Genomic DNA, 24,750 nt, shown 5'->3' on the forward strand with positions numbered 1-24,750 from the left:
CTTAGTGGTGAGTACAACAAATCATGTTGGAATTACCAAATTTTGCGTGGTACTTTCATCAAATGAGCCTTGGCTTGCGAACCTGACGGCTAAGCAATCGCCGGAAAGGTTATGCTGGTTTGGTTGGCCCTCTCCACAGCGGGGGCCACCTTGGGGACAGCCGGGGACGCAACAATAAACGGGGAGCGTGATCATGCAGTTCGACCGTCGCAGTTTGTTGAGGTACACCGCCGCCGCCGGCGCGCTCGGGCTCGCCGGGCCCATGGCGGGCACGGCCTTCGCCGCCCGCGAGAAGGAACTGAATATCCTCTGCTGGGAGGGTTACAATTCCGACGAGGTGCTCGACCCCTTCAGGCGCAGCACCGGCGCCTCCGTCAAGGCCGAGAGCGGCACCTCCGATCCCGACATGATCAACAAGCTGCGCGCCGGCGAGGTGAATGTCTGGGACGTGATCAATCTGAACCAGCCCTGGGCGCGCGATCAGATGTGGCCTGAAGGCTTGATCAAGCCGCTGCCGCAGGAGCGCTTCGATCCTTATTTCGCCAATATGATGGAGCCTTACGGCAAGGAGTACCCCTGGTGCTACTCCCCCGACGGCAAAGAGCTGCTCGGGATGGTGCAGCGCTTCGGCCCCTTCAACTTCGTCGTCAACACCGACAAGGTGAGCCGCGCCACGGCGGAGGACGAAGGCTTCAACCTCTTCAACGAAGCCTCCAACGCCGGACGCTACGGCATCCTCACCTACGACAACTGGAACATCTATCACATGTGCATCGGCGCCGGGCTCGACCCCTTCGTCGAGCACAGCGAAGCCGAGATTGCGGCTTTCGAGAAGGTGGCCCGAGCCTGGTTCAAGGGCGCCAAGCTGCTGACCGATGACCTGGTGGCGATGAACCTGGCGCTGATCAACGGCGAGATCGATTTCTATCTGACCGGCGGTACCTACACCGCCAGCCCGGCCCGCCTCGACGGCGCCACCAACATCCGCGGTATTACCCCGAAGAAGGGCCCGCTGGCCGGCGGCAAGGGCGGCATCACCTGGGTGGAGATCACCTCGGTGGTCAACAATCCCAACGGCTCGCCCCTGGCCCTCGACTTCCTTGAGTATGTCCAGGACCCGGACGTCTGTCATGCCGTCGCCTTTGCCGAGGGCACCTACAACCCGGTCACCCAGATGGCGAACCCCAAGGTCTTCGAGAAGTTCGATTCCGACGAGCTGGACGCCATCCAGTGGGACAGCCTGGAAGAGGAGCTGTCGAACACCGTCGACTACCAGATCAATCCGGACTACGAGGTCATGGATAAGATCTATAACGCGGCCAAGCGCGAGGCTTAGACAGCTTTGGCAGCGGGCGGCCCCGATATCCTCGAGAGGATCGTCGGGGCCTGCCCCGGCGCCGCAAGTCCCAGGATCTGCGGGCCGAAAATAGGGAGTTACTGTGGCCGATCCAATTCTGCGGTTATCACAACTGTCCAAACGCTTTGGACAGTTCGAAGCGGTGAAGGGGATCGATCTCGCCATCCAGGAGGGCGAGTTCTTCACCATTGTCGGCCCTTCGGGCTCCGGCAAGACCACGCTCATCCGCATGCTGGCCGGCCTGGAAGAACCCAGCGACGGGGAAATCCTGCTGCGCGGCGAGCGCATCAACGAAACCCCGGCGAACCGCCGGCCGACCTGTATGGTTTTCCAGTCCCTCGCCCTCTTCCCCCATCGCAGCGTTGGCCAGAACATTGAATTTCCGCTGAAGATGCGCGGCGTGCCGCCGGTGGAGCGCATGAACCGGGCGCTCGACCTGCTGCGCCTTTTGCGCCTGCCGGAGGACTATTACAAGAAGCAGGTGAGCCAGTGCTCCGGCGGCGAGCGCCAGCGCATCGCCCTCGCCCGCGCCCTCGCCTTCGACCCGGAAATTCTGTTCTTCGACGAACCGCTTTCGGCCATCGACTACCGCCTGCGCAAGACCCTGGAGAAAGAATTGAAGGACCTGCACCGGGAAACCGGCAAGACCTTCGTCTACATCACCCACAGCCTGGAAGAGGCCATGGTGATGTCGGACCGCATCGGCATCATGCGCCTCGGCGAACTGGTCCAGGTCGGCGCGCCGGATGAAATCTACTCGCGTCCTGCCAATCGCTTCGTCTCAGAGTTCATGGGCGAGGTCAATGTGCTGGAGGTAAAGCCCAACGGCGCCGGCCTGCACTGCCCGGTCCTGGGATCCACGTTGCAGGGTCCGGACGGCAAGGCGGACTTCGAAAGCGGCTACCTGGTGATTCGCCCGGAGTACCTGCGTTTCATCGCACCGGGCGAGACGGCGGAGAACACAGTAACCGGCGTCCTCTACAATGAATACGCGCTGGGCAGCCGTATCCAGTATCAGGTCCGCGTCGGCGAGCAGGTCTTCCTGGTCGAAAAACTGCGCGAGCAGCGCTACGGCGGCAAGCTGGACGATGAAGTCACCATCGGTTGGGAGGCACGCGACAGCGTGCTGGCAACCGAATGACAGCAACGACGGAGATCAGAGCCACAGAGACCGACAAGCCACGGCACCGCCGGGAGCGCCGCCTCCGCGTCAGCCCCGGCCTGCTGACCGCCCTGCCCGTTCTGATCTTCCTGGCCCTGGCTTTTGCGGCGCCGCTGCTGGCGGTCTTCGGCTACTCCTTCATGCCCGAGGGCACCTTCGACTTTACCTTCCCGCCGACCCTGGAGAACTACCTCGCGGTTTTCTCCGGCAGCTATTACATCTCCTTCGCCAAGTCTCTGGGACTGGCGCTGGTGACCGTCGTCCTGCTGATGGTGATCTGCTGGCCCATCGCTTACGGCATGGCCAAGCTCTTCGGACGCTGGGCCAACCTCATGACCCTGGCGATCATTATTCCGCTCTTCGTCTCGGAGAACATCCGTCTCTTCGGCTGGGTCCTGTTCCTCATCAAGGGCGGCGTCTTCCTGGGCGGCCTGAAGGCCTGGCTGGGCTTCGACGGCGAGAGCATTCTCTACGACGTGCCGGCCATCGTGCTGGGGCTGGTCTACGTCTACCTGCCATTCACGCTGTTTCCCATGGTGCTGGGCATCTCCATGGTCTCCCGCGAAGTGACTGAAGCGGCGTTCGACATGGGCGCCTCGCGCTGGCAGGTCTTCCGCGAGGTCGAACTGCCGCTGGCGACACCGGGCATCCTGATCGGCGGCCTGCTGACCTTCATTCTTTCCCTGGGCTCGCTGGCGGAATCGAAGATCCTGGGCGGACAGGCGGTGATCATGATCGCCGACGAAATCGAAACCGCCTTTACCTTCGGCCAGAACTGGCCCCTGGGCTCCGCCCTCTCGGTCATCCTGATCCTGTTCTCCGGCACCCTTGTTCTCACTCTGCTGAGCTGGGTCGACCTGGACCGCATTCTGGGGCGTGGCGGCAATGACTGAGGGGCGCAAGAAACGCATCACCCACAACCTGATCGCCGTCTGGTCGGGTTCGCTGATCCTGTTTCTTTACCTGCCGATCCTCACCGTGATGCTGGCATCCTTCTCGAAGCAGCGTTACTTCCGCTTCCCGGTCCCCGCCTTCGACGGCAAGTGGTACGAGCGCGCCTTTTCATCCCTGACGGTGCGCGATCTGGTTTCGACCTCGCTGTCCATCGCCGTCATCGTCGCGCTGGCTTCTGTTGTCCTGGGGTTCTTCGGAGCCCTAGCCTTTGCCCGCTTCGATTGGCGCGGCCGACGACTCTATCAGCGTCTGGTCCTGCTGCCGATCTTCTTCCCCCAGGCCGTGCTCGGCCTGGCCCTGCTCATCTGGTTTTCTTCCGTCGGGATCATTCCCGATTGGCGGACGGCGGTGATCGCGCACATGGTATGGATTGTGCCGATCGTGACTCTTGTCATCTCTATCCAGGCATACTCGTTTGACCCCGCTTTGGAGGAGGCCGCCTTTGATCTCGGCGCAAGCCGCTGGCAAACCCTGAAAGAGGTTACCTTGCCGGTGCTCTGGCCCGGTGTCGTCTCCGGCGCGCTTTTCGCCTTCCTGCTTTCCTGGGGGAACTTTCCCCTTTCCCTCTTCACAACCGGCGCCGACCAGACCGTGCCCGAATGGCTCTATGCCAAGATGGTGTCGGGCTATACGCCGCTGGTGCCGACGCTGGGGGCACTGACCACCACCAGCGCGGCCCTGGTCCTGATTCTCGGCTACGGCGGCTGGGTTCTAATGCGGCGCAGACAGGCGAGGTAAACCATGACCGACAACCCCAAACTCGACAGCAGCCTGCGCGGCGCGCGGGTCGCGCTGGAAGAGATCCCGGTCATCGACTTCGGCCCTTTCCTCACCGGCGATCTCGCAGCCCGCCAGGCCGTGGCGCGGGAGATCGGATCGGCCTGCCGCAACATCGGCTTTTTCTACCTCGCCAACCACGGCATCTCTCCGGCTTTGCGGGAGCGCACCTTTGCCGAGGCCAAGCGTTTCTTCGACCAGCCGCTGGCTGCGAAGATGGCTGTGGATATCGAGAAATCGCCCTGTCACCGCGGTTACTTCAAGATGGGCGGCGAGAACCTGGACCCGGAGAAACAAACCGAGGCCGGCGATCTGAAAGAGGGCATCAAGATCGGCCGCGATCTGGCCGCCGACCATGCCCTGGTGCGCACCGGCCTGCCGCTGCACGGCGCCAACCTCTGGCCCGAAGACCTGCCAGGCTGGCAGGGCGCCATGCAATCCTACTTCGACGCCCTGACCGGTCTGGGCCGTCAGATCATGCACGCCTTTGCCCTCTCGCTCGATCTCGACGAATGTCACTTCGACCGTGACCTGACCGACCCCATGGCGACCCTCGGCCCGCTGCACTATCCACCGCAGCAAGGCAGCATTACCGAAAAGCAGATCGGCGCCGGTGCGCATACCGACTTCGGCTGCCTGACCATTCTGGCGCAGGACATGAACGGCGGCCTGCAGGTCAAGAACGCCGCCGGCACCTGGATCGACGCGCCGCCCCTGGCCGATGCCTTCGTCATCAACATCGGCGACATGATGGCGCGCTGGACCAACGATCTCTTCGCCTCCACCCAGCACCGGGTGGTGAATGTTTCCGGCAAGGAGCGTTACTCCATCCCCTTCTTCTTCGATCCGAACTACATGGCCAGGGTCGAAGCGCTGCCGAGTTGCGTCGGCCCCGGCCGCCCGGCGAAGTTTAAGCCCACGACCTCCGGCCAGCACCTGCTGGACATGATCAACGCGACCTTCGACTATCACCGGGAGAAAGAAGAAACCGCATGATCATGCGCCGACCCGCAAGCTCATGAGACGCCCGCTGGTCGGCGTCACCGCCGACTTCCGCACCTATGATTCCGCGCCCTATCATGTCGTCGGCGACAAATACGCCCGTGCGGTCTGGGAGGTTTCGGGCTGTACGCCGGTTATTATTCCCGCCATGGCGGAAAGCCAGGACGCCAAGGATCTGCTGGAGCGCCTGGACGGCCTGATGTTCACCGGCAGCCCCTCCAACGTCCATCCGAGCCGCTACGGCCGGAGCGCCGACAAAAAAGCCGAGCCCTACGATGAAGCGCGGGATGCGATGACCTTTCCGATCATCGACGCGGCCCTGGAAACGGGCCTGCCCAGCCTCTTCGTCTGCCGAGGCTTTCAAGAGTTGAACGCCGCCCTCGGCGGAACACTGCACCCTGAGGTGCACAAGATCGCGGGCCGCATGGACCATCGCGCACCCAAGCATGATGACCCGGACGTGCGCTACGGTCCAAGCCACGGCATGACGTTTACCGCCGGTGGCCGCTTTGCGGAGATCGCCGGCACCACGGAGATCGAGGTAAACTCGATCCACAGTCAGGGCATCGACGTCGCGGCGCCAGGCCTGGAGATCGAGGGCCACGCCCCCGACGGCACGCCGGAGGCCGTCGTCGTCACCGGCGCCAAAGCCTTCGCCCTCGGCGTCCAATGGCATCCGGAATACAAAGCCCTGGAAAACGACTTCTCCACCCGCCTCTTCCAGGCCTTTGGCAAGGCGGTGAAGGGCTAAACCGCCAAATCGTTCTCGATTACATGGTCAGCGATGGCGCCGGGGGTCGTGAGCCAGACCTGTTCCCGCTCTGCGGCGATGTGTTGGAGCGCCCGGCGCAGGTGGCGCAACCGGTAAGGCTGACCGACAAGATAAGGGTGGAGCGCGATACCCATCACCAGCGGCTGCGCTTCGGCCTGCTGCAGCATTTCCTCGAAGTTGTCGACGATCAGATCGGTGAAGTCGGCCGGGCTCATACGGTGCAGCGGGATCGCCGGAATGTCGTTCACCTCCTGCGGATAGGGCAGCGCCAGAATACGGCCGCTGCGAGTCTCCAGCCAGATCGGTTGATCGTCACAGCACCAATCCAGAAGGTAGCGGTAACCGGCTTCCTGCAGCAGGTCGGGGGTGGTTCGGCTTTCGGATATCCAGGGCCCGAGCCAGCCGGCCGGCGCCTTGCCCTCGGCCACCGCCAGCGCCGCAGTCACCTCCGCAATCAGGTTACGCTCATCGGCCTCGTCGAAATCGCCCTGCCGTTCTGAATTGCTGCGCCCATGGGCGATGATCTCGTCGCCCCTCTCGCGAAAGGCCGCTACCACCTGCGGACAGTGATCGTAGATCGCGGCATTGACCAGAACGCCCGCCGGCAAGCCGAGGGTATCGAACATATCCAGCATGCGCCACACGCCGACACGGTTGCCGTAGTCGCGCCAGGCAAAATTCAGCACATCCGGCTCCGGTCCCGCCGGCGCCAGCTTCGCGCCGAGACCCTCTCCGAAAGCGAAGTGTTCCAGATTGAGTCCAATGTAGACCGCCAACCGCGTGCCGTTCGGCCAGTCGTAGACCGCTCTCTCGGTGATCGCGCTGTAGCCATAGCGCCCATGTGTCGGCAGCTTCACGGCATCCCCTCATCCTCACTATACAAGCTCCAGGGCTATCGCTCCCGGTCCTAAAAGTCCAGTCAAGGCCGCACGGCTACCATCCGATTGCCTGCGGCAGCCAGGTTGCCAATGGTGGCCAGGCAAAGAGGATCACCAGTGCGACAATCTGAATGCCAATGAAAGGGATCACCCCACGATAGATATCGCTTGTGGCCACCCCGGGGGGCGCCGCGCCTTTCAGGAAAAACAGCGCCCAGCCGAAAGGTGGCGTCAGGAAGGAGGTTTGCAGGTTCAAGGAGATCAGAATTGCCAGCCAGACCGGATCGACCCCCGCCGACATGAAAAACGGCAGAAACAGCGGCAGGGCGATATAGGAGATTTCGACCCACTCCAGGAAAAAGCCCAGTATGAACAGCAGGACCATCATGAAGATCACCGCCGTCGTGATGCCGCCGGGCAGGAAGGCGAACATGTCGGCGACCATGCCTTCGCCCCGCAACCCCCGAAAAGAGAGTGCGAAAACCTGTGCAGCAATCAGAATGAAAAAGATCATCGCCGAGATCCGGGTGGTCATCTGGCTGACCTCGCGGAGCATGGCGATGGTAAGACGGCCGTAGAGGGCGGCAATCAGGATCGAGATGAAGGCACCGACGGCCGCCGCCTCCGTCGGGGCCGCGAGCCCGCCGATGATCGAACCGAGGACCCCGAAGATCAGCAACAGCGGCGGAAACAGCACCCAGACTGCGCGCCGCAGAAGCGCCAGTCCCGGGAGCGCGCGGCGCTCCTCGACCGGCAGCGGCGGCGCACTTTCGGGATACAGATGGGCAAACCCCAGGATGTAGAGACAATACAGCGCGGCCAGCAGAAGCCCCGGCAGCATCGCCGCCGCAAAGAGCGTACCCACCGACTGCGCCGTTATGTCGGCCAGGAGGATGAGCACCAGACTGGGCGGGATGATCTGGCCGAGAGTGCCGGAGGCGCAGATCGTGCCGCAGGCGAGCCCTTTGTTGTAACCGCGTCGCAGCAGCACCGGCAGGGTCAACAGCGTCAGGGTCACCACCGTCGCCCCGACGATCCCGGTGGAGGCCCCCAGAAGCACGCCGACGATGACGATCGCCAGCGCCATACCGCCGCGCAAACGCCCGGCCAGCACCCCGACGACATCCAGCATCTGCTCGGCCACCCGCGAACGCTCCAGCATCACCCCCATGAAGATGAACAGCGGAATGGCGAGGAACTCGTATTTCGTCACCACGCCGTAAATGCGCGCCGGCAACAGGTTAAAGAGGGTCTCGCCGAACCCCAGCATGCCGAAGACAAACCCGGCCAGGGCGATGCCGATCCCAACCGGCATCCCAACGGTCAGCAGCACGAAGAAGCCAAGAATCATGCCGATGGCCAGCCACTCGTTCGGACTCATGACGGCGGCCTTTCTTCACCTTCGCCGCCGCGAAACAGCAGAACGCCGTGCCGCAATGCCATCGCCAGGGCCTGGACAATCAGAACGGCAAAGCCGACGGGGATCAGTGCTTTCAGGGCGTAGCGTGCGGGCAGCCCGCCGGGGTCGGGCGACATTTCGCCAACCCGCCAGGATTGACCGATGTAATTCTGCGAGAAGCGGATAATCAAGATCGCCACAACGATCAGCACCAGAGCGGAAATCAGATCCACCAAATGCTGCATCCTTGGGCTCATGCGCTCGTAGAGCATATCCACCCGCACATGGCCGCCATGACGCAGGGTATAGGTGATCCCGAAAAGGGCGATCACCGGCAGCAGGTGCCACTCAAGCTCCTGCAACCAGACCGTGCCCCAGGAAAAGAGGTAGCGGCTGGCCACGTTGAACGTGACCAGCAGCACCAGAATGAGGGTAACCCAGGCTGCGGCACGTCCGACGAAGTCGGTCACCGCTTCCAAAGCACCCGCAACACGCAACAACGACATAAGAAACAGACTTCTTGTTGCTAACCAGGAATCAGGCGCCGCGCAGTTGGCTGTGCCAGACTCCCTCGCTTAAGGAAGCCCATTTGTCGTGCTTCTCCTTGAAGTCGAAGTAGGACTTCATCACCTTGGCGAAAACCGGATCTCCGCCGGCGAGTTCCTCATAGACGCCGTCCATCTCCTTGCGCAGGGCTGCGACGACGTCGAGCGGCAGCGTGCGCGTTTCGGTTCCGGAAGCGACCATCTCGTCGAGCGCTATGCCGTTCACCGCCTCGGCATGGCTGTGCATGGCAAGGTTGGATGAGGCGCAGGCGTGGTAGACGATATCTTTCAAATCCTGGGGCAGGCTCTCCCAGGCCGTCTTGTTGATGGCAAACTCGGTCACCGTGCAGGGCTCGTGCCAGCCGGTCGTGTAGTAGTACTTCGCCGCCTTGTTGAGACCGAGCACCTGATCCTGGGCCGGGCCGACCCACTCCGCCGCATCGATCACGCCGCGCTCCAGTGCCGGAAAGATCTCTCCGCCTGGCAGCAGCCGGACATCGACACCCAACCGGGCATAGCCGCGCCCGGCCAGGCCCGGAATACGCATCTTGAGGCCATCAAGATCCGCGACCGAGTTGATTTCCTTGTTGAACCAGCCGGTCATCTGCACCCCGGTGTTGCCACAGGGAAAGGCCACCAGATTGAACGGCTCATAAACCTCATGCCACAGGTCGATGCCGCCGCCACTGTAGAACCAGGCGTTCTGCCCCTGCATCGACATACCGAAGGGAACAGCCCCAAAGAACTGAGCGGCCGGAACCTTGCCCGCACCGAAGTATGACACCCAGCCGTTACACTCGACGATGCCCTGAGAAGCGGCGTCGAAGCCTTCGAAAGCCGGTACCAATTCACCACCATGATAGATCTGGATGTCCAGTCTTCCGCCGGACATGGCACGAATGGTGTCGCAGAGCACCGACAGCGAGCCCGGCCCGGTGGAATACATGATCGCCCCCGGCGGAAAGGCCGTGGTCAGCTTCCATTCGTATTTTTCCTGAGCCCGGACAACCGCGGGCGCTGCAACTGTGGTGGCCGCCGCTGCTGCGGTCGCCACCGTCCCCTTTTTCAGAAACTCCCGACGCTTCATTGCGTGAGCACTCCTCTTGATCTGTCACCACCTCTGAGTCTTTTCGGACGCTCCCTTTTATTTGTGTATTTATAATTATTTTGTATTCAGAGGATACTGCAGCAACAAATCCTACGAACATCAAGTTATTATCGTTCGCTCTTAAATAATAATTGGATTCGATATTGAAATGAGCAAATGACCATACTTTCATCGTTATTCGATGAATTCATGAGCAAACGCCCGTGTTCTTTGGAAGCCCACCTACGAACCTTAAGGCGAAGATCGCCTCGGGGCTTCGCCCAGGGAAAGGCGGCGGGCACCAGAAGGCCCGATCACATCTCAACTTGGCGGTTTCGAAGCGTGGCGCAGGTCGACGACTGGCGGAGCGACAGGAAACCTTCTCCGAAATCTTCTAAGCGAGCGGCGACGCCTATGGACCCTGCTGAAGCTCGAAGGGATAGACGACCCGCCAGTCGCGCTCCATGTCCACGACGACCCAGCCGGCTTCCCCGGCCTGATCAAGAGCTTTGTCGAGCCGGCCGATGTGGCTGTCCCGATCATAGGCCCATTCCCGCTCGGCGTCGCTGTGGCGTACGATCAGGCCGAAACGCAGCCCGCCTCCGGTCGTGGCGTACTGCAACATCTCCAGATCGCCGTCAGAGTTGCCGAAAGCCGCCAGCGGACGCCGCCCTATGTGAAGACTGATGGCGACCGGCTTGCCGGCCTTGTCGTCGATGAAGTTCAGTTCCGGCAGCTTGCGGAGCGCAGTTCCGTCGGATGTTCGTGCGAATTCGGCCTTGATGCTTGAACCGATCACCTGTTCCGGCGGAATACCGTAAACCTCTTCCGCAAAAACACGGATGAAGTCGATCCCTCCCCCCGAGACAATGAAAGTCTTGAAGCCCTCGGCGCGCAGGTACCTCAGCAGTTCCAGCATCGGCTGGTAGACCATCTCGTCATAGCGACGGTTGCTCCGCGGATGACGCGCCGTCGCGAGCCAGTCCCGGACGCTGGCTTTGAATTCCTCGATCGTCAGGCCCGCATGGCTGGCCATGACCACCTCCATAAGCCCGCCCTTGCCGCTGGCCAGAACCCCCTCCACATCGCCCTCCATAGCGGCTTTCAGGATTGGACTGCCCATCCATTCGGGGTGCCGCGACGCCAGCGCCTTCACCCGGTCGATGGCATAGATGAGCTGGAAGTACATGGGCTGTTCCGACCACAGCGTCCCGTCGTTGTCGAAGACGGCGACCCGCTCGTTGAACGGCACATAGTCACGACTATCTGGCTCAGTCACCCGTTCGACAAAGGAAAGGATTGCTGACTTTGCCTCGCCGTGATTCCACGACGGCAAAGGGTCGGCGGTCGCGAGCCCTGGAAGCACAACCACGTTGACGATCAGGATCAGCCCGCCAAGACGAGTCATGAGCACCTCCAACTCTGAAGGCCGGTCGCCCTTAGCGCGAACCCACGCCCTGCTGCAGTTTCTCCATCACCTGATCGATGCTGAAGCTGGCGGCCTCCTGCCGCGGCGGAAACTCCTGGAAGGTCGACAGGAAGTTACCGACATAAGCCTGCGCCGGGACGATCAGGTAAACCCGGTCTATGAGCCAATCGTAGTAGGTGTTCGACGTCAACTGTGCCCGCTCGTAGGGATCTCGCCGCAGATTGAAGATCAGGGGCACGCGCAGCGGCACAAAGGGTTCCGCCCAAGCCTGCAGCGTCGCCTCCACCCGCTGCTCCATGAAGATGAGCTTCCAGTCCTCATAACGCAGCGCGGTCAAATCGCCGTCGTCGGAGAAGTAGAAGATCTCATTGCGCGGCGACTCCTCACTCTCGCCGGTCAGATAAGGCAGGAAGTTGTAGCCGTCCAGGTGGGTTTTATACCGCCGCCCGATGGCTTCCACCTCTCCATCGAGAAGCTGCTGCTTGATGTCGGGCACGCCGGCCGCCGCCAGCAAGGTCGGCAGCCAATCCATGTGGTGCATGATTTCATTGGACACCCGTCCCGGCTCGATACGCCCGGGCCAGCGCACAATAGCCGGAACCCGCCAGCCGCCTTCCCAGTTGGTGTTCTTTTCGCCGCGAAATGGTGTCATGGCAGCATCGGGCCAGGTGTTCATGTGCGGTCCATTATCAGTGGAGTAGAAGATAATGGTGTTGTCGGCGATCCCCAGTTCGTCGATCTTGTCCAGCAGCTGTCCGACATGGCGGTCGTGCTCGACCATGCCGTCGGCATATTCGTCCTGACCGGAAATACCGCGCAGTTCGTCCTTCACATGGGTGCGGAAGTGCATACGGGTGCCGTTCCACCAGAGAAAGAAGGGTGTGTCCGCCTCGGCCTGACGCTCCATGAAGTCAAGGGCACCGGCCACGGTTTCGTCGTCGACTGTTTCCATGCGTTTCCTGGTCAACGGGCCGGTGTCTTCGATATCTCCCCCGGCAAAAGACTTGATCACGCCGCGCGGGCCGAACCGTTCTTTGAAGCGCGGGTCCTTCGGATAATCCTCGTTTTCCGGCTCTTCTTCCGCATTGAGATGATAGAGGTTGCCGAAAAACTCGTCGAAGCCGTGATTGGTCGGCAGATGCCTGTTCTGATCGCCCAGATGGTTCTTGCCGAACTGCCCGGTGGCATAACCCTGCGCCTTTAGGAGACCGGCGATGGTCGGGTCCTCCACCTGCATGCCGAGTTCCGCACCGGGCAGGCCGACCTTGGAAAGCCCCGTCCGATAAACGCTTTGCCCTGTGATGAAGGAAGAACGCCCCGCCGTACAGGACTGTTCCCCGTAGTAGTCGGTGAACATCATGCCTTCGGCGGCAATACGATCGATGTTCGGCGTGCGATAGCCGACGACCCCGAAACCGTAGGCGCTGACGTTGGTGATGCCGATGTCGTCACCCCAGATGACAACGATGTTCGGTTTCTGGCTCTGGGCCTCGACCCCCGATGCAAGGCCGGCGATGAATAGAGCCGAGGCGGCGGCGAGGAAGACCGAAGAACGGCGGAGAGGAATCTGCATCAGCATCTCGTCACTCCTCACTTTTCGTTTTTGCTTACACGAAGCGTAGGACAATCCGCTCAATAAGGCTACAGTCATCAGGAGTGTTTTCTACCTAAAGAAGTGATCCTTTTGTGACGCGCCCATTAGAAAACCCTGAAAAAAAGCGCTGGCTGATTGCATTGCTGGCGGGCCCCTCCTTCATCATCTTCCCCTTATGGGCGTGGCTGGCGCTGCCACCTTCCCACAGCGCTGCACAGACCATTCCGCCTGCAGCGCAGGCCTCCGGCTATGTCACCACCGCCGTCTGCGCCGGTTGTCACGTCGAGCAACATGACGCGTGGAAAGGCTCGCACCACGACTGGGCACTGAAGGAGGCGGATGAAAAATCCGTGTTCGGCGACTTCGACAGCGCAAGCTTCGAACAGCAGGGCGAAGTCTGGCGGTTCACCCGGCGAAACGGCAAGTTCATCGCCCGGTCCCGCAATGATGGCGGCGCCTGGGTCGACCACGAGGTGCTCTACAGCATCGGCGTTGCCCCGTTGCAGCAGTATCTGGTCATGCTCGACGACGGCCGCCTGCAGGCGCTGACGATTGCCTGGGATGTCGAGGCCGAGCAGTGGTTTCACCTCTACCCCGGCCCGCGGATCGCAGAGGACGACGGCCTGCACTGGACCCGAACCTTCAACAACTGGAACAGCCGCTGCGCCGACTGTCACTCGACCGGTTACGTGAAGGGCCTGGATCCGCGTGGCGGTACCTTTGATAGTCGTTGGAGCGACCTGAATGTCGGCTGTGAATCCTGTCACGGTCCCGGCGAAGCCCATGTCGCCTGGGCGCAGAACCCAGACGACAAGGCCGGCCGGGGCTTCACCGTTGCACCCGGCAATGAAGTCGAGGTCTGCGCAGCCTGCCATTCCCGGCGCCAGGCCCTAGGTGCGGAAAGCCGGCCCGCGGGCGCCCCCTTCCTGGATCACTTCGTCCCGGCCCTATTGCGCGAAGGGCTGTATCACGCCGACGGCCAGATCCTCGACGAGGTCTACGTCTACGGCTCGTTCCTCCAGAGCCGCATGCATGACAAGGGCGTCACCTGCAGCAACTGCCACGCCCCCCACACGGCGAGGCTGAAGGCCGAGGGCAATGCGCTCTGCACCGCCTGCCACAGTCCCGCCGGCAACGATGCCTTCCCGAGCCTGAGGAAGGCGGTCTACGACTCTCCGGATCATCACTTCCATGAAACCGGCAGCGACGGCGCCGCCTGTGTGAACTGCCATATGGGCGAGCGCACCTACATGATTGTCGATCCGCGGCGGGACCACAGCTTTCGCGTGCCGCGGCCCGACCTATCTGTTGCCCTGGGCACTCCTAACACCTGTACCGCCTGCCACACGGACAAAGAGCCGGCCTGGGCAGCCGGCCAGTTGAAGCGCTGGTTTCCGGAAGGCCGAGGCGGCAGGCCACACTTCGCGGAGGCCATCGATGCCGGGCGGCGCGGCGGCGCAGGCGCCGAGGCCGCGCTGCTTTCTCTCGCGCTGAACAGCGAGCAGCCGGCAATCGTCCGGGCGACGGCCCTGGATCTGTTGCGCCGCTTCGGCCCCGCTTCCGCGGATGCCGTGGTTTCTCTATTGAGCGATCCCACACCTCTGCTGCGCCGCGGGGCCGCCCTGCTTCAGTCGAATGCAGCGGGAGATAAGAGAGTCGAGCGCCTTGTGCCGCTGCTTGCCGATCCGATCCGCGCGGTGCGGATTACCGCGGCTAGCCTTCTGGTCGACATCCCGCCTCTGGCTTTTCCCGCGCAGGCAGTGCTCCCTTACGATAAAGCCGTAGCAGAGTATCGCGCCAGCCTGCTGGCCAGCGCCGACTTGCCGGAAACCCAGATGAACCTGGCAGCGCTGGCACAGCGGACCGGGCACCCGCGGGCCGCTGAGGCGGCACTGAAACAGGCTCTCGCCCTGAACGGTCACTTTGAAGATGCCTGGTTGCGCCTCGGCGAACTGCAGCACAGCCGTTCCAGCAGCGCAGAGGCTGTCGAGACTTTCCGCCGGGGTCTGACCGCCCTTCCCGATTCTGGTCTCCTGCACAGATCTCTCGGCCTGTTGCGGATCGAACGCGGCGCTCTCAAAGAAGGAATCACAGCGCTGGAGCGCGCCGCCGACCTGCGCCCGGACGATGGCCGTCTGCGCTACAATCTCGCTCTGGCCCACGCCAGAGCGGGCCAGGCGGAGGCCGCCGAAAAGCGTGCTCGTGAAGCGCTTGCTATCGAACCCGAGAACCCTGAGTTCCTCTACAGCTTCGGCGTGCTGCTTATCGAACGGGGACGCATTAATGATGCGCGGGAGGTCGGACAACAACTGCTCCGCCTCCACCCGGACCGCCCCGAAGGCAGCGCGCTGATGGATGAAGTGGCGCGCCGCACCGCACCCTAGGAACACCGGAAAGCGCTAGACGGTTCCTTCGACCCGCTGATCGATGGCACCAAAGATGCTGCGGCCCGCCGTATCCAGCATTTCGATCTTGACGCGGTCGCCGGGCTGCAGGAACCCAGTCTTCGCTTCGCCGTCCAGGATGGTCTCCACCATGCGGACTTCGGCGATGCAGGAGTAGCCGCGGCCACCGTCGGTGACGGGCTTGCCCGGTCCGCCAGAAGCATCGCGGTTGGAGACGGTGCCGGAGCCGATGATGCTGCCGGCCGCCAGCGGGCGCGACTTGGCGGCATGGGCGATGAGCTGGGGAAAGTCGAAGGTCATATCCTCCCCCGCCTTGGCCTTTCCAAAAGGCTCGCCGTTCAAATGCACCAACAGGGGCAGGCTGAGTTTGGCGCCGTCCCAGGCCTCGCCCAGCTCGTCCGGCGTTACCGCCACCGGTGAGAAGGCCGAGGAGGGTTTGGCCTGGAAAAAGCCGAAACCCTTGGCCAGTTCGCCGGGGATCAGGCCCCGCAGGCTGACGTCGTTCACCAGCATGATGAGGCGGATGGCCTTCGCCGCTGCTTCCGGCCCGGCGCCTTGAGGCAGATCGCCGACGATCACGCCAACCTCCGCCTCCAGGTCCAGTCCCCAGGCCGGATCGACGAAGGGAATGGGATCGCAGGGCCCGAGAAAGGAGTCGGATCCGCCCTGATACATCAAGGGATCGGTCCAGAAGGATTCCGGCATCTCTGCGCCGCGCGCCTTGCGCACCAGTTCGACGTGGTTCACATAGGCCGAGCCGTCGGCCCACTGATAGGCGCGCGGCAAGGGTGAGTGGCAGGCCGCCGGATCGAAGGCGAAGCTCTCCGCCGCCTCACCGCGTTCCAACGCCTCGGCCTCCGCCTGCAGCCCCGGCAGCAGCGCCTCCCAATCGTCCAGCGCCGCCTGCAGTGTCGTTGCCGTCGCGGCCTTTGCCGCCCGGGTGAGATCCCGGGAGACGATCAAGAGGCGCCCATCGCGGCTGCTGTCCTTCAAACTCGCAAACTTCATGGTCTTTTCGATCCTAAACCTGAGGCCCGTTCAGGGCGTGCCATCGAAGTGCTTTTCCAGTCCCGACCAACAGTTCACGTAATCGCGGTCAAAGGTTTCCAGCTTGGCGGCGTAATCCGTTACCTGCTGTGGCAGGCAAGTTTCGAACATGAAGGCCAGGGTGCCGCTCTGCTTTTCCGGCGCCAAAGCTTCGCTGCTCGCCTGGGCGAAGGCGTTGTGGTCGGGGCCGTGCGGCAGCATGGCATTGTGGAGGCTCATGCCGCCGGGCTGGAACCCATCCGGTTTGGCATCGTAGACACCGTAGATCAGGCCCATGAACTCCGACATGACATTGCGGTGGTACCAGGGCGGACGGAAGGTGTCCTCGGCGACCATCCAGCGCTCCGGAAAGATCACGAAGTCCACATTGGCGGTGCCCGGCGTTTCGGAAGGTGCGGTCAGCACCGTAAAGATCGAGGGGTCCGGATGATCGTAAAGCACGGCATTCATCGGACAGAAACGTTTTAAATCATACTTGTAGGGCACGTAGTTGCCATGCCAGGCGACCACATCGAGGGGCGACTGGCCGATCGTACAGGTATGAAAGGCACCGCCCCACTTCACTGTCAGGCGCCCCTCTTCCTCCTTGTCCTCAAAGGCAGCCACCGGGCTTTCGAAGTCCCGCGGGTTGGCGAGACCGTTGGCCCCGATGGGCCCAAGATTGGGCAGGCTCAGACGCGCGCCGTAGTTCTCGCAGACATAGCCCCGCGCTGCGCCGTCAAGCAGTTCGACGCGAAACTTCACGCCGCGCGGCAGCACGCAGATCTCGCCCGGCTGGGTCTCAATGATGCCGAACTCCGTCGCAAAGCGCAGACCGCCCTGCTGCGGCACCACGAGCAGCTCGCCATCGGCATTGTAGAAGTACTCCCGCTCCATTGAACGGGTGGCCAGGAAGAGATGCGCCGCCATGCCACTCTGGGTCAGCGCGTCGCCGGCGGTGGTCATGCTCCGCATCCCGGTAACGAAGGTCAGCGCCTCGTCGGGGATCGGCGGCGGCCCCCAGCGCAGCGGGCCCAGTTCCATCTCACCGGGTGCGGAAGGCGCGCTTTGCCACTGCGGCAGGCCGATCCGCTCGAAGCGCCCCAGGTGTTTTACTGAGGGGCGGATGCGATAGAGCCAGGAGCGCGCGTTTTCGGCCCGCGGTGCAGTGAATGCGGTACCGCTCAGTTGCTCGGCATAAAGGCCGTAGGGGCAACGCTGCGGCGAGTTCCGCCCCACCGGCAAGGCTCCGGGCAGGGCTTCGCTCTGAAACTCATTGCCGAAGCCCGAGAGGTAGCTCAGCGCCATGAAACACTCCTTATTGTCCGCCTGGTCGCCCAAGCCGCAGATTTTGGGAATCCTTGCGATCCCCGGCCCCTTTGTGATAGTTGCAAACGTAACTATCAAGCAAGGCCTGCAAATCCCTGATGTTGCAGTGCCGATAAGGAAATCTGGGCTATGAAACTGAAACTCGAATCGTTTTTGCCATACCGGCTGAATCGTGCCGCCGCGGTTGCCAGCCGTCAATTCTCGGCAATCTACCGCAATGAATTCAGCCTTACGGTGCCGGAGTGGCGCACCCTGGCGACCCTGGGCCAGTTCGGCGCCGCAACGGCCAAGGAGATCGGCGAGCACTCGGCCATGCACAAGACCAAGGTCAGCCGGGCCGTCGCCTCTCTGCAACGCCGCCGCTGGCTGGTCCGCCGGACCGACGACCTGGACCGCCGCATCGAGCACCTGGCGCTTTCCGCCGCCGGTGAGGCTGCCTACCGAAAGCTGGCGCCGAAGATGCTGGCCTTCGAAGACGCGCTGTTCGACAAGCTCGACCCCGAAGAACTGGCTGCTCTGACCAAGGGACTGGCTGCCCTGGAGCGCGCACTGGGCGCTGATCGCGCATCGACGCTGACAGCGCAGCCGGACAGAGCCGCAGCGGCAGGACTGGACGCGCGGCCGCGGCGGGTCGCCTAGAGCTATCCCTGGCTGGTCCAGCTTGAAAGTTACATAATCAACTTTCAAGCTTGGACCCAAGAACAAGGCGTCTCCCCGGATGGGAAAAGCGCCGTAAAAACAACTGGGAAACTGGGGGGACCGATGACCGCATCGAGAATGTCCAAGACGCTGGCCTTTACGCTTTTCGCCGCTGCGGCAACGCTGTTTGCCGGGCCGTTGCCCGCCAAGGCGGAAACGACGCTGGCCCTGTCCTCCTGGCTGCCGCCCAAGCACCCCGTCGTCACCGGGGTCATGCGCCCCTGGGCCAAGCAAGTGGAACAGGCAACCGAAGGCCGCGTGAAGGTCCGGGTCCTCGCCAAGCCCCTCGGCCCGCCCCCCGCGCACTACGACATGGCAAAGGACGGCGTGGCGGACATCACCTACGGTCTGCACTCCTTCACCAAGGACGACCGCTTCCTGCGCTCGCGCATCGGCCAGTTCTCCTTCCTCGGGGACAACGCGACCGAAGCCTCGGCTGCTTACTGGCAGATCTATAACGGCGATCTGAAAGCGCAGGAAGAGCACGCGGGCGTGAAGCTGCTGGGCCTCTTCGTCCACGGGCCCGGGATGTTTCACAACAACCAGCGCAAGATCGCCGACCCGGGTGACTTCGACGGCCTGAAGATCCGCACCCCCGGCGGCTACATTGCCGGCCTCGCCGGGGATCTCGGAATCACCACCCAATTCATGGGCCCGGGCCAGGTTTTCGAGAAGCTCTCCCGCGGGGTCATCGACGGCGTTACCTTCCCGATCGAGGCGCTTAAGGCTTTCAAGCTGACCGACCACCTGAAGTATTCCATGCGGGTGCCGGGCGGCATTTACAACACCTCCTGGTTCCTGGTGATGAACGGGGCGAAGTGGGATGCGCTTTCCGATGCCGACAAGACCGCCATCGAAGGTGTCTCCGGCGCCGCTTTTGCTGCCCTGGCCGGCGGTGTCTGGGACAAGGCCGATGCCCGCGGCGCGGACTTCGTGGCCACCACCGGCGTCGAGGTCTACGACGCCTCGCCAGCGGTGATCGATGCCATCAAGGCCATCGCCATGAAGCGCGAAGCCGCCTGGGCCGAGAGCGTCGCGGCCCAGGGTTTCGACGGCAAGGCAGCCCTCGCCGCCTTTCGGGCCATGACGGGCGTCGCCTACTGAGGCGGCTTGAGCTTTGGCTTCTCCGGCAGACCCGGCGCCCAACGGCGGCGAAAACGAGAATCGCCTCACCCGGGCCCTCGGCCTGCTCTGCGGCCTCCTGCTGTTCGGACTGATTGCCCTTACCTGCACCGACGTAGTCACGCGATACTGGTTCAATGCGCCCATCAACGGCGCCTTCGAACTGACCGAACTGTTGCTGGCCGCCCTGATCTTCGCCGCCCTGCCCCTCACCACGGCGGCAAGCCAGCATGTCGAGGTCGATCTCCTGGCCGGCCTCGCAAGCAGGTCTGCGCGGCGGATTATGAACGGGCTCGCGGCGCTGATCTCCAGCGTGGTTCTGGCAGTGATCGCCTGGCGTCTGACGCTGCACGGACTGCGCCTCTTCGAGGACGGCAGCGTTACCAACTCCCTCACCCTGCCGCTGGCCCCGGTCGCCTGGCTGGCTGCGCTTTCCTGCGCGGCCTCCGCGGTGATCGCCCTACTGCGCGGATTCCGCCCCAGCGACGAGGCCTAGCGGGTGCTGGAATCCCTGCTCGGCTTTGCCGTCCTGCTGACGCTGATCTTTCTGCGCGTGCCCATCGCCTTTGCCATGGCACTGGTCGGCATGACCGGCTTTGCCCTGATGCGCGGCTGGCCGGCAAGCTGGTCGATGGTCGGTCAGGTCGCCTTCGACAGCGGGCTTTCCTACACCCTCTCAGTCGTGCCGCTGTTCATCCTGATGGGTAACCTGCTATCGCTTTCCGGCATCGCCCACGGCCTCTTCGCGGCGGCTGACCGTCTGCTGGGCCGGGCACCCGGCGGACTGGCCATGGCCTCCGTGCTCGCCTGCGGCGGCTTCTCCGCCGTCTCCGGCTCCTCCCTCGCCACGGCCGCCACCATGTCCAAGGTCGCCATGCCCTCCATGCGCCGCTACGGCTACGCCGACAGCCTGGCGGCGGGGTCGATCGCCGCCGGCGGCACGCTGGGCATCCTGATTCCGCCCAGCGTGATCCTGATCATCTACGGCCTGCTGACGGAATCCAACATCGGCAAGCTCTTCATCGCCGGCATCCTGCCGGGCCTCCTGGGCATCCTGCTCTATATCCTCGCCGTCTGGGCTACGGTCCGCCTGAAACCCGCATTGGCACCCAGGGCCACCGAACGGGAAGCCATGAGCCGCCGCGAACGCATGGGCGTTCTTGGCATGCTGGCGCTCTTCGCCTTTATCATGGGCGGCATCTACGGCGGGTTTTTCACGCCGACGGAGGCGGCGGGCATGGGCGCCGGGGCGGCGCTGCTGCTTTGCTTCGGGCTCGGCGGATTGACCCGCAAGGGGCTGTTCAAGGCGGTGCTGGAAAGCGCCCGCACCACGGCGATGATTTTTGCGATCATCATCGGTGCGGAGATCTTCACCAACTTCATCAACTTCGCCGGTCTGCCGGACGGGCTAGCGGCCTGGATCGCCGGGCTCGACGTCAACGCCTTCCTGGTGATCGCCGCCATCATCGTGATCTACCTGATCCTCGGCTGCGTGCTGGAAAGCCTCTCGATGATCCTGCTGACGGTACCGATCTTCTACCCGCTGATGTACGAGCTCGACTTCGGTATCGCGATGCTGGCCGACCCGGAAGCCGCCCTCATCTGGTTCGCCATCATCGTTGTGGTGGTGACCGAGATCAGCCTCATCACCCCGCCCGTCGGCCTCAACGTCTTCGTGCTGCGCGCGGTGCTGCGCGACGTGCCGCTGAAGACCGTCTTCACCGGGGTCACGCCCTTCTGGATGGTCGACATCCTGCGCCTCGCACTCATCGTTGCGATTCCCGGCCTGTCGCTTTGGCTGGTCGGCGCGATGTAGCCTCAGACGCCGAGATAGCGGTCCTGTAAAACGGCGTCGGCGGCCAGGTCGTCGGGGCGGCCCTGCCAGACCGTATGACCCTTTTCCAGGATCACACAGGCATCAGCGAGCGGCAGCAGGTCTTTCAGGTTCTTATCGACGATGAGGATAGACTGGCCGCGCTGCCTCACTGCCGCGATCGCCGCCCAGATTTCCTGGCGCACCACCGGCGCCAGACCCTCGGTCGCTTCGTCGAGGATCAAAAGCCGCGGATTGGTCATCAGGGCGCGGCCGATGGCCAGCATCTGCTGCTCGCCACCTGAAAGAGTGCGGGCCGACTGATCCCGACGTTCTTCAAGCTTTGGGAAGAGCGCCGCGACGGCCTTCATGTCCCAGCCCGCGCCTCGCGCCGTCGCCAACAGGTTCTCACCGACCGTCAGGTTCGGAAAGCAGCGCCGCCCCTCCGGTACCAGGCCGACCCCCAGCTGCGCCACCCGAAAGGCCGGCAGTCCCCTAATGTCCTTCCCAAGGAAAGACAGGCTGCCGCCCCGCGCCGGCATCAGTCCGCAGATGGTCCGGATGGTGGTCGTCTTGCCCATGCCGTTGCGGCCCAACAGAGCCACCATCGCACCCTCGGCCACCGACAGGTCGACCCCGAAGAGGGCCTGGGAGGGTCCGTAGAAGGACTCGATCCCGCGTGCCTCTAGCACAGCGCGTCTCCCAGGTAGGCTTCCCGCACAGCAGCGGACTGACGGATCTCATCAGCCGTCCCGGACGCAATGACGCGGCCGTAAACCAGGACCGATATGCGATCTGCCAGGGCGAAAACGGCATCCATGTCATGCTCGATCAACAGAATGCCTGCCTCGTTCTTCAGTTCCCGAAGAAAGGCCGTGAGGTTTCGCGTCCCCTCCGGGCCCAAACCCGCCATGGGTTCGTCAAGGAGCAGCAGTTTGGGCCGCAGCGCCAAAGCCAGGGCCATCTCCAGCAAGCGGCGCTCACCATGGGACAGCGTCGAGACCGGCAGCTCCGCCCGATCAGCAAGGCCGACCCGAGACAGCACGCCAAGCGCCTCCTCGCGCAGCGCCGCGTTTCCACGCAACGGCGCCCAGAAGCGAAAGGCACCGCCGTCGCGGGCCTGCAGCGCCAGCATCACGTTGGCGAGCGCGGAGGATCCCTGGGCAAGAGAAGAAACCTGAAAGCTGCGGCCCAGGCCCAGCTTCGCGCGCGCGGCTACGGATAAATGGGATGCGTTGCGCCCCAGCAGACGGACCTCCCCCAAATCCGGCTTCAGCCAGCCTGTCACCTGGGCGATCAAAGTGGACTTGCCGGCGCCGTTGGGGCCGATCAGGGCGTGGATCTCACCGGGAAAGAGTGTCAGATCGACCGCGTCACTGGCCTTTACCGCACCGAAGGCCTTGCTGAGTTTCTTCAGTTCCAGCAGCGGCTCAGTCATGCCGCGCCCTCCCCGCCAGCAAACCGATCAAGCCGCCGCGGGCAAAAAGCACCACACCCAGCAGGATCGCGCCGAGGAAGAGTTGCCAGCGGTCGGTCATCCCGCCGATCAGGCTTTCCAGCAGAATGAACAGCGCCGCCCCCGCCAGGGGACCGAACAACCGGCCCACACCACCGAGAATGACAAAGATCATGATCTCACCGGAGCGGTGCCAGGACAGCATGGAGGGGCCGACGAAGCCGTTCAGGTCGGCGAAGAGCGCGCCGGCAATACCGGTGATGACGCCGGATATGACGAAAGCGGTCAGTTTCACCGGAAAGGGCGCGATGCCCATCGTTGCCAGGCGCACCTCGTTCATCCGGGCACACTGCAATGCGACACCAAAAGGCGAAGCGACCAGCCGCGACGACACGAAAAGCGCCAGCAGCAACATCCCGTAGCAGACAAAGAAGAACGTCAGCGGGTCGTTGCTGTCCCCGAGCGGTAGCTGGTTGCGCAGATAGATCGCAAGGCCGTCCTCGCCGCCGTAAGTCGGGATCGAAATCGCGAGGTAGTAGATCATCTGGGCAAAGGCCAGGGTGATCATGATGAAGTAGACGCCGGAAGTGCGCAGCGAAATGACGCCAATCGCAAAGGCCACCACGGCAACCGCCAAGATCGTCAGCGGCCAGATGACCAGAAGCTGATCGGTGCCGCCGAGCATCAAAGGCCACGCGATAAAATCGCTGCTGTCGAAGGCGTGGAAGGCGGCAATGCCGGCGACATAACCACCGAGCCCGAAAAAAGCGGCGTGACCGAAGCTCACCATGCCGCCGTAGCCCAGCGCCAGATTCAAGCCGACCCCAGCCAGTGCCAGGATCGCCACCCGGGTAGCGAGGGAAATGTAAAAGGGTTCGTCGAGAGCAAAGGCGACCAACGGTGCCGCGAGCAGCAATCCGGCCAGGACGGCGTTCACCATCCCTTCCCGCGAGCTCACAGATGCAAGAAAGGCCGGCATCAGGCGTTCACCGGAAAGAGGCCCTTGGGCCGCCAGGCGAGGATCACCGCCATCAGCAGATAGATCGCCACCGAGGCCAGGGCCGAGCCGACGGCGGTGGCCTCCGAAGCCGGCAAGACAAGCTTGAAAGCCTGCGGCAGGAAGACCCGGCCCAGAGTGTCGGTGAGCCCGACCAGGACCGAGCCGATCAGGGCCCCCTTCACCGAACCGATGCCGCCGATGACGATCACCACGAAAGCGAGGATCAGAACCGGCTCGCCCATGCCGACCTGAACCGACTGCAACGCCCCCACCATGCCGCCGGCAAAGCCGGCCAGCGCCGCGCCGAGCGCGAAGACGGCGGTGTAGAGCGTGCGGATGTCGACGCCAAGGGCACCAATCATCTCGCGGTCGGACTCCCCCGCTCGGATACGCATACCCAAACGCGTCTTGGCGATCAGCAGGTAGAGACCAAGCGCCGTCGCCAGCCCCGCCAGTATGATGGCAAAGCGATAGACCGGATAGCCGCCGCCGCCCGGCAGCGGCAACGCGCCGGAGAGCAACGGCGGAATGTCAAGGTAGAGGGGCTGATCGCCGAACACCCAGCGCACCAGCTCCGAGAAGATCAGGATCAGGGCGAAGGTCGCCAGCACCTGGTCGAGGTGGTCGCGGTCATAGAGCCGCCGGATTACCAGGACCTCAATCAGCGCCCCCGCTGCCGCAGCGGCCAGGAAACCACCCCCAAGACCCAGCCAGAACGACCCGGTGATCTCAGCGATGTAAGAACAGAAGAAGGCCCCGAGCATGAAGAGCGAGCCATGGGCGAGATTGATCAGCCCCATGACGCCGAAAACCAGGGTCAGCCCGGCGGCCATGAGGAACAGCATTACGCCGAACTGCACGCCGTTCAACAGCTGTTCGATCAGGAAGGCGACGGACACGGTTAGATAATCACGTGTTGGAGGATCTCAAAGGAAAAGGGGGCC

The 24,750-nt window shown here is 63.2% G+C and carries 23 protein-coding genes; 11 read left to right on the top strand and 12 right to left on the bottom strand.

The window, feature by feature from the left end:
• Positions 1-193: 193 nt before the first annotated feature.
• From ACP146_RS13050 to ACP146_RS13075, 6 genes are all read left to right on the top strand, one after another.
• On the top strand, positions 194-1,336 hold the full coding sequence (locus tag ACP146_RS13050; protein WP_422367194.1) for an ABC transporter substrate-binding protein: 1,143 nt from the start codon (positions 194-196) through the stop codon (positions 1,334-1,336).
• 103 nt (positions 1,337-1,439) lie between these two features.
• On the top strand, positions 1,440-2,498 hold the full coding sequence (locus ACP146_RS13055) for an ABC transporter ATP-binding protein (protein WP_422367195.1): 1,059 nt from the start codon (positions 1,440-1,442) through the stop codon (positions 2,496-2,498).
• Complete coding sequence (locus tag ACP146_RS13060) at positions 2,495-3,412, top strand: ABC transporter permease (protein WP_422367196.1); 918 nt, start codon at positions 2,495-2,497, stop codon at positions 3,410-3,412. Before ACP146_RS13055 ends, ACP146_RS13060 begins: the two co-directional genes overlap by 4 nt.
• On the top strand, positions 3,405-4,211 hold the full coding sequence (locus ACP146_RS13065; RefSeq protein ID WP_422367197.1) for an ABC transporter permease: 807 nt from the start codon (positions 3,405-3,407) through the stop codon (positions 4,209-4,211). The genes ACP146_RS13060 and ACP146_RS13065 overlap by 8 nt, the downstream gene beginning before the upstream one ends.
• Positions 4,212-4,214: 3 nt before the next feature.
• A complete protein-coding gene (locus ACP146_RS13070) occupies positions 4,215-5,246 on the top strand; it encodes an isopenicillin N synthase family dioxygenase (RefSeq protein WP_422367198.1) in 1,032 nt (343 codons plus the stop codon).
• Between the two features lie 22 nt (positions 5,247-5,268).
• Positions 5,269-6,003, top strand: coding sequence for a gamma-glutamyl-gamma-aminobutyrate hydrolase family protein (locus ACP146_RS13075; protein WP_422367199.1), 735 nt, complete (start codon positions 5,269-5,271; stop codon positions 6,001-6,003).
• Here ACP146_RS13075 and ACP146_RS13080 read toward each other — a convergent pair.
• From ACP146_RS13080 to ACP146_RS13105, 6 genes are all read right to left on the bottom strand, one after another.
• The gene (locus ACP146_RS13080) at positions 6,000-6,881 is read right to left on the bottom strand and encodes a polysaccharide deacetylase family protein (RefSeq protein WP_422367200.1); all 882 of its coding nucleotides are present in this window, start codon (positions 6,879-6,881) and stop codon (positions 6,000-6,002) included. The genes ACP146_RS13075 and ACP146_RS13080 overlap by 4 nt on opposite strands.
• Positions 6,882-6,957: 76 nt before the next feature.
• A complete protein-coding gene (locus ACP146_RS13085) occupies positions 6,958-8,283 on the bottom strand; it encodes a TRAP transporter large permease (RefSeq protein ID WP_422367201.1) in 1,326 nt (441 codons plus the stop codon).
• The gene (locus ACP146_RS13090) at positions 8,280-8,807 is read right to left on the bottom strand and encodes a TRAP transporter small permease subunit (RefSeq protein WP_422367202.1); all 528 of its coding nucleotides are present in this window, start codon (positions 8,805-8,807) and stop codon (positions 8,280-8,282) included. Before ACP146_RS13090 ends, ACP146_RS13085 begins: the two co-directional genes overlap by 4 nt.
• 31 nt (positions 8,808-8,838) lie before the next feature.
• The gene (locus ACP146_RS13095) at positions 8,839-9,933 is read right to left on the bottom strand and encodes a TRAP transporter substrate-binding protein (protein WP_422367203.1); all 1,095 of its coding nucleotides are present in this window, start codon (positions 9,931-9,933) and stop codon (positions 8,839-8,841) included.
• A 412-nt stretch (positions 9,934-10,345) separates the two neighbouring features.
• Positions 10,346-11,341: an HAD family hydrolase gene (locus tag ACP146_RS13100; RefSeq protein ID WP_422367204.1), complete on the bottom strand. Its 996-nt coding sequence runs from the start codon at positions 11,339-11,341 to the stop codon at positions 10,346-10,348.
• Between the two features lie 31 nt (positions 11,342-11,372).
• Complete coding sequence (locus ACP146_RS13105) at positions 11,373-12,935, bottom strand: arylsulfatase (RefSeq protein WP_422367205.1); 1,563 nt, start codon at positions 12,933-12,935, stop codon at positions 11,373-11,375.
• 113 nt (positions 12,936-13,048) lie between these two features.
• On the opposite strand from ACP146_RS13105, the gene ACP146_RS13110 reads away from it, so the two are divergent.
• Positions 13,049-15,340 (top strand): tetratricopeptide repeat protein, encoded by a 2,292-nt coding sequence (locus ACP146_RS13110; protein WP_422367206.1) that lies wholly within the window; start codon positions 13,049-13,051, stop codon positions 15,338-15,340.
• A 15-nt stretch (positions 15,341-15,355) separates the two neighbouring features.
• On the opposite strand, the gene ACP146_RS13115 is transcribed toward ACP146_RS13110, so the two are convergent.
• Positions 15,356-16,369 carry a fumarylacetoacetate hydrolase family protein gene (locus tag ACP146_RS13115; protein WP_422367207.1) on the bottom strand — a complete coding sequence of 338 codons (1,014 nt, stop codon included), beginning with the start codon at positions 16,367-16,369 and terminating at the stop codon, positions 15,356-15,358.
• A gap of 30 nt (positions 16,370-16,399) precedes the next feature.
• The gene (gene hmgA / locus ACP146_RS13120; protein ID WP_422367208.1) at positions 16,400-17,695 is read right to left on the bottom strand and encodes a homogentisate 1,2-dioxygenase; all 1,296 of its coding nucleotides are present in this window, start codon (positions 17,693-17,695) and stop codon (positions 16,400-16,402) included.
• Positions 17,696-17,845: 150 nt separating this feature from the next.
• On the opposite strand from hmgA, the gene ACP146_RS13125 reads away from it, so the two are divergent.
• From ACP146_RS13125 to ACP146_RS13140, 4 genes are all read left to right on the top strand, one after another.
• Positions 17,846-18,355 carry a MarR family winged helix-turn-helix transcriptional regulator gene (locus tag ACP146_RS13125; protein WP_422367209.1) on the top strand — a complete coding sequence of 170 codons (510 nt, stop codon included), beginning with the start codon at positions 17,846-17,848 and terminating at the stop codon, positions 18,353-18,355.
• A 123-nt stretch (positions 18,356-18,478) separates the two neighbouring features.
• Positions 18,479-19,519, top strand: coding sequence for a TRAP transporter substrate-binding protein (locus tag ACP146_RS13130; RefSeq protein WP_422367210.1), 1,041 nt, complete (start codon positions 18,479-18,481; stop codon positions 19,517-19,519).
• Between the two features lie 13 nt (positions 19,520-19,532).
• The gene (locus ACP146_RS13135) at positions 19,533-20,033 is read left to right on the top strand and encodes a TRAP transporter small permease (protein WP_422367211.1); all 501 of its coding nucleotides are present in this window, start codon (positions 19,533-19,535) and stop codon (positions 20,031-20,033) included.
• A 3-nt stretch (positions 20,034-20,036) separates the two neighbouring features.
• Entirely contained in the window at positions 20,037-21,353 is a 1,317-nt protein-coding gene (locus ACP146_RS13140) for a TRAP transporter large permease (RefSeq protein ID WP_422367212.1), read from the top strand.
• 2 nt (positions 21,354-21,355) lie between these two features.
• Here the strand turns inward: ACP146_RS13140 and ACP146_RS13145 are convergent, their stop codons facing one another.
• Genes ACP146_RS13145 through ACP146_RS13160 form a run of 4 tightly spaced genes read right to left on the bottom strand, consistent with a single transcriptional unit; the run spans position 21,356 to position 24,705 of the window.
• Complete coding sequence (locus ACP146_RS13145; RefSeq protein ID WP_422367213.1) at positions 21,356-22,042, bottom strand: ABC transporter ATP-binding protein; 687 nt, start codon at positions 22,040-22,042, stop codon at positions 21,356-21,358.
• On the bottom strand, positions 22,036-22,788 hold the full coding sequence (locus ACP146_RS13150; protein ID WP_422367214.1) for an ABC transporter ATP-binding protein: 753 nt from the start codon (positions 22,786-22,788) through the stop codon (positions 22,036-22,038). Before ACP146_RS13150 ends, ACP146_RS13145 begins: the two co-directional genes overlap by 7 nt.
• Positions 22,781-23,746: a branched-chain amino acid ABC transporter permease gene (locus ACP146_RS13155; RefSeq protein WP_422367215.1), complete on the bottom strand. Its 966-nt coding sequence runs from the start codon at positions 23,744-23,746 to the stop codon at positions 22,781-22,783. Before ACP146_RS13155 ends, ACP146_RS13150 begins: the two co-directional genes overlap by 8 nt.
• 38 nt (positions 23,747-23,784) lie before the next feature.
• A complete protein-coding gene (locus tag ACP146_RS13160) occupies positions 23,785-24,705 on the bottom strand; it encodes a branched-chain amino acid ABC transporter permease (RefSeq protein WP_422367216.1) in 921 nt (306 codons plus the stop codon).
• Positions 24,706-24,750: the final 45 nt, after the last annotated feature.

Origin of the sequence: Pelagibius sp. (assembly GCF_965249265.1) — a bacterium.
Lineage (GTDB): Bacteria > Pseudomonadota > Alphaproteobacteria > Kiloniellales > Kiloniellaceae > Pelagibius.

Excerpts from the sequence above, each read along its gene's own strand:
- ACP146_RS13050 (WP_422367194.1), top strand. The coding sequence starts at position 194 with ATGCAGTTCGACCGTCGCAGTTTGTTGAGGTACACCGCCGCCGCCGGC.
- ACP146_RS13060 (WP_422367196.1), top strand. The coding sequence starts at position 2,495 with ATGACAGCAACGACGGAGATCAGAGCCACAGAGACCGACAAGCCACGG.
- ACP146_RS13065 (WP_422367197.1), top strand. The coding sequence starts at position 3,405 with ATGACTGAGGGGCGCAAGAAACGCATCACCCACAACCTGATCGCCGTC.
- ACP146_RS13070 (WP_422367198.1), top strand. The coding sequence starts at position 4,215 with ATGACCGACAACCCCAAACTCGACAGCAGCCTGCGCGGCGCGCGGGTC.
- ACP146_RS13075 (WP_422367199.1), top strand. The coding sequence starts at position 5,269 with ATGAGACGCCCGCTGGTCGGCGTCACCGCCGACTTCCGCACCTATGAT.
- ACP146_RS13085 (WP_422367201.1), bottom strand. The coding sequence starts at position 8,283 with ATGAGTCCGAACGAGTGGCTGGCCATCGGCATGATTCTTGGCTTCTTC.
- ACP146_RS13090 (WP_422367202.1), bottom strand. The coding sequence starts at position 8,807 with ATGTCGTTGTTGCGTGTTGCGGGTGCTTTGGAAGCGGTGACCGACTTC.
- ACP146_RS13095 (WP_422367203.1), bottom strand. The coding sequence starts at position 9,933 with ATGAAGCGTCGGGAGTTTCTGAAAAAGGGGACGGTGGCGACCGCAGCA.
- ACP146_RS13100 (WP_422367204.1), bottom strand. The coding sequence starts at position 11,341 with ATGACTCGTCTTGGCGGGCTGATCCTGATCGTCAACGTGGTTGTGCTT.
- ACP146_RS13105 (WP_422367205.1), bottom strand. The coding sequence starts at position 12,935 with ATGCAGATTCCTCTCCGCCGTTCTTCGGTCTTCCTCGCCGCCGCCTCG.
- ACP146_RS13115 (WP_422367207.1), bottom strand. The coding sequence starts at position 16,369 with ATGAAGTTTGCGAGTTTGAAGGACAGCAGCCGCGATGGGCGCCTCTTG.
- hmgA (WP_422367208.1), bottom strand. The coding sequence starts at position 17,695 with ATGGCGCTGAGCTACCTCTCGGGCTTCGGCAATGAGTTTCAGAGCGAA.
- ACP146_RS13125 (WP_422367209.1), top strand. The coding sequence starts at position 17,846 with ATGAAACTGAAACTCGAATCGTTTTTGCCATACCGGCTGAATCGTGCC.
- ACP146_RS13130 (WP_422367210.1), top strand. The coding sequence starts at position 18,479 with ATGACCGCATCGAGAATGTCCAAGACGCTGGCCTTTACGCTTTTCGCC.
- ACP146_RS13150 (WP_422367214.1), bottom strand. The coding sequence starts at position 22,788 with ATGACTGAGCCGCTGCTGGAACTGAAGAAACTCAGCAAGGCCTTCGGT.
- ACP146_RS13155 (WP_422367215.1), bottom strand. The coding sequence starts at position 23,746 with ATGGTGAACGCCGTCCTGGCCGGATTGCTGCTCGCGGCACCGTTGGTC.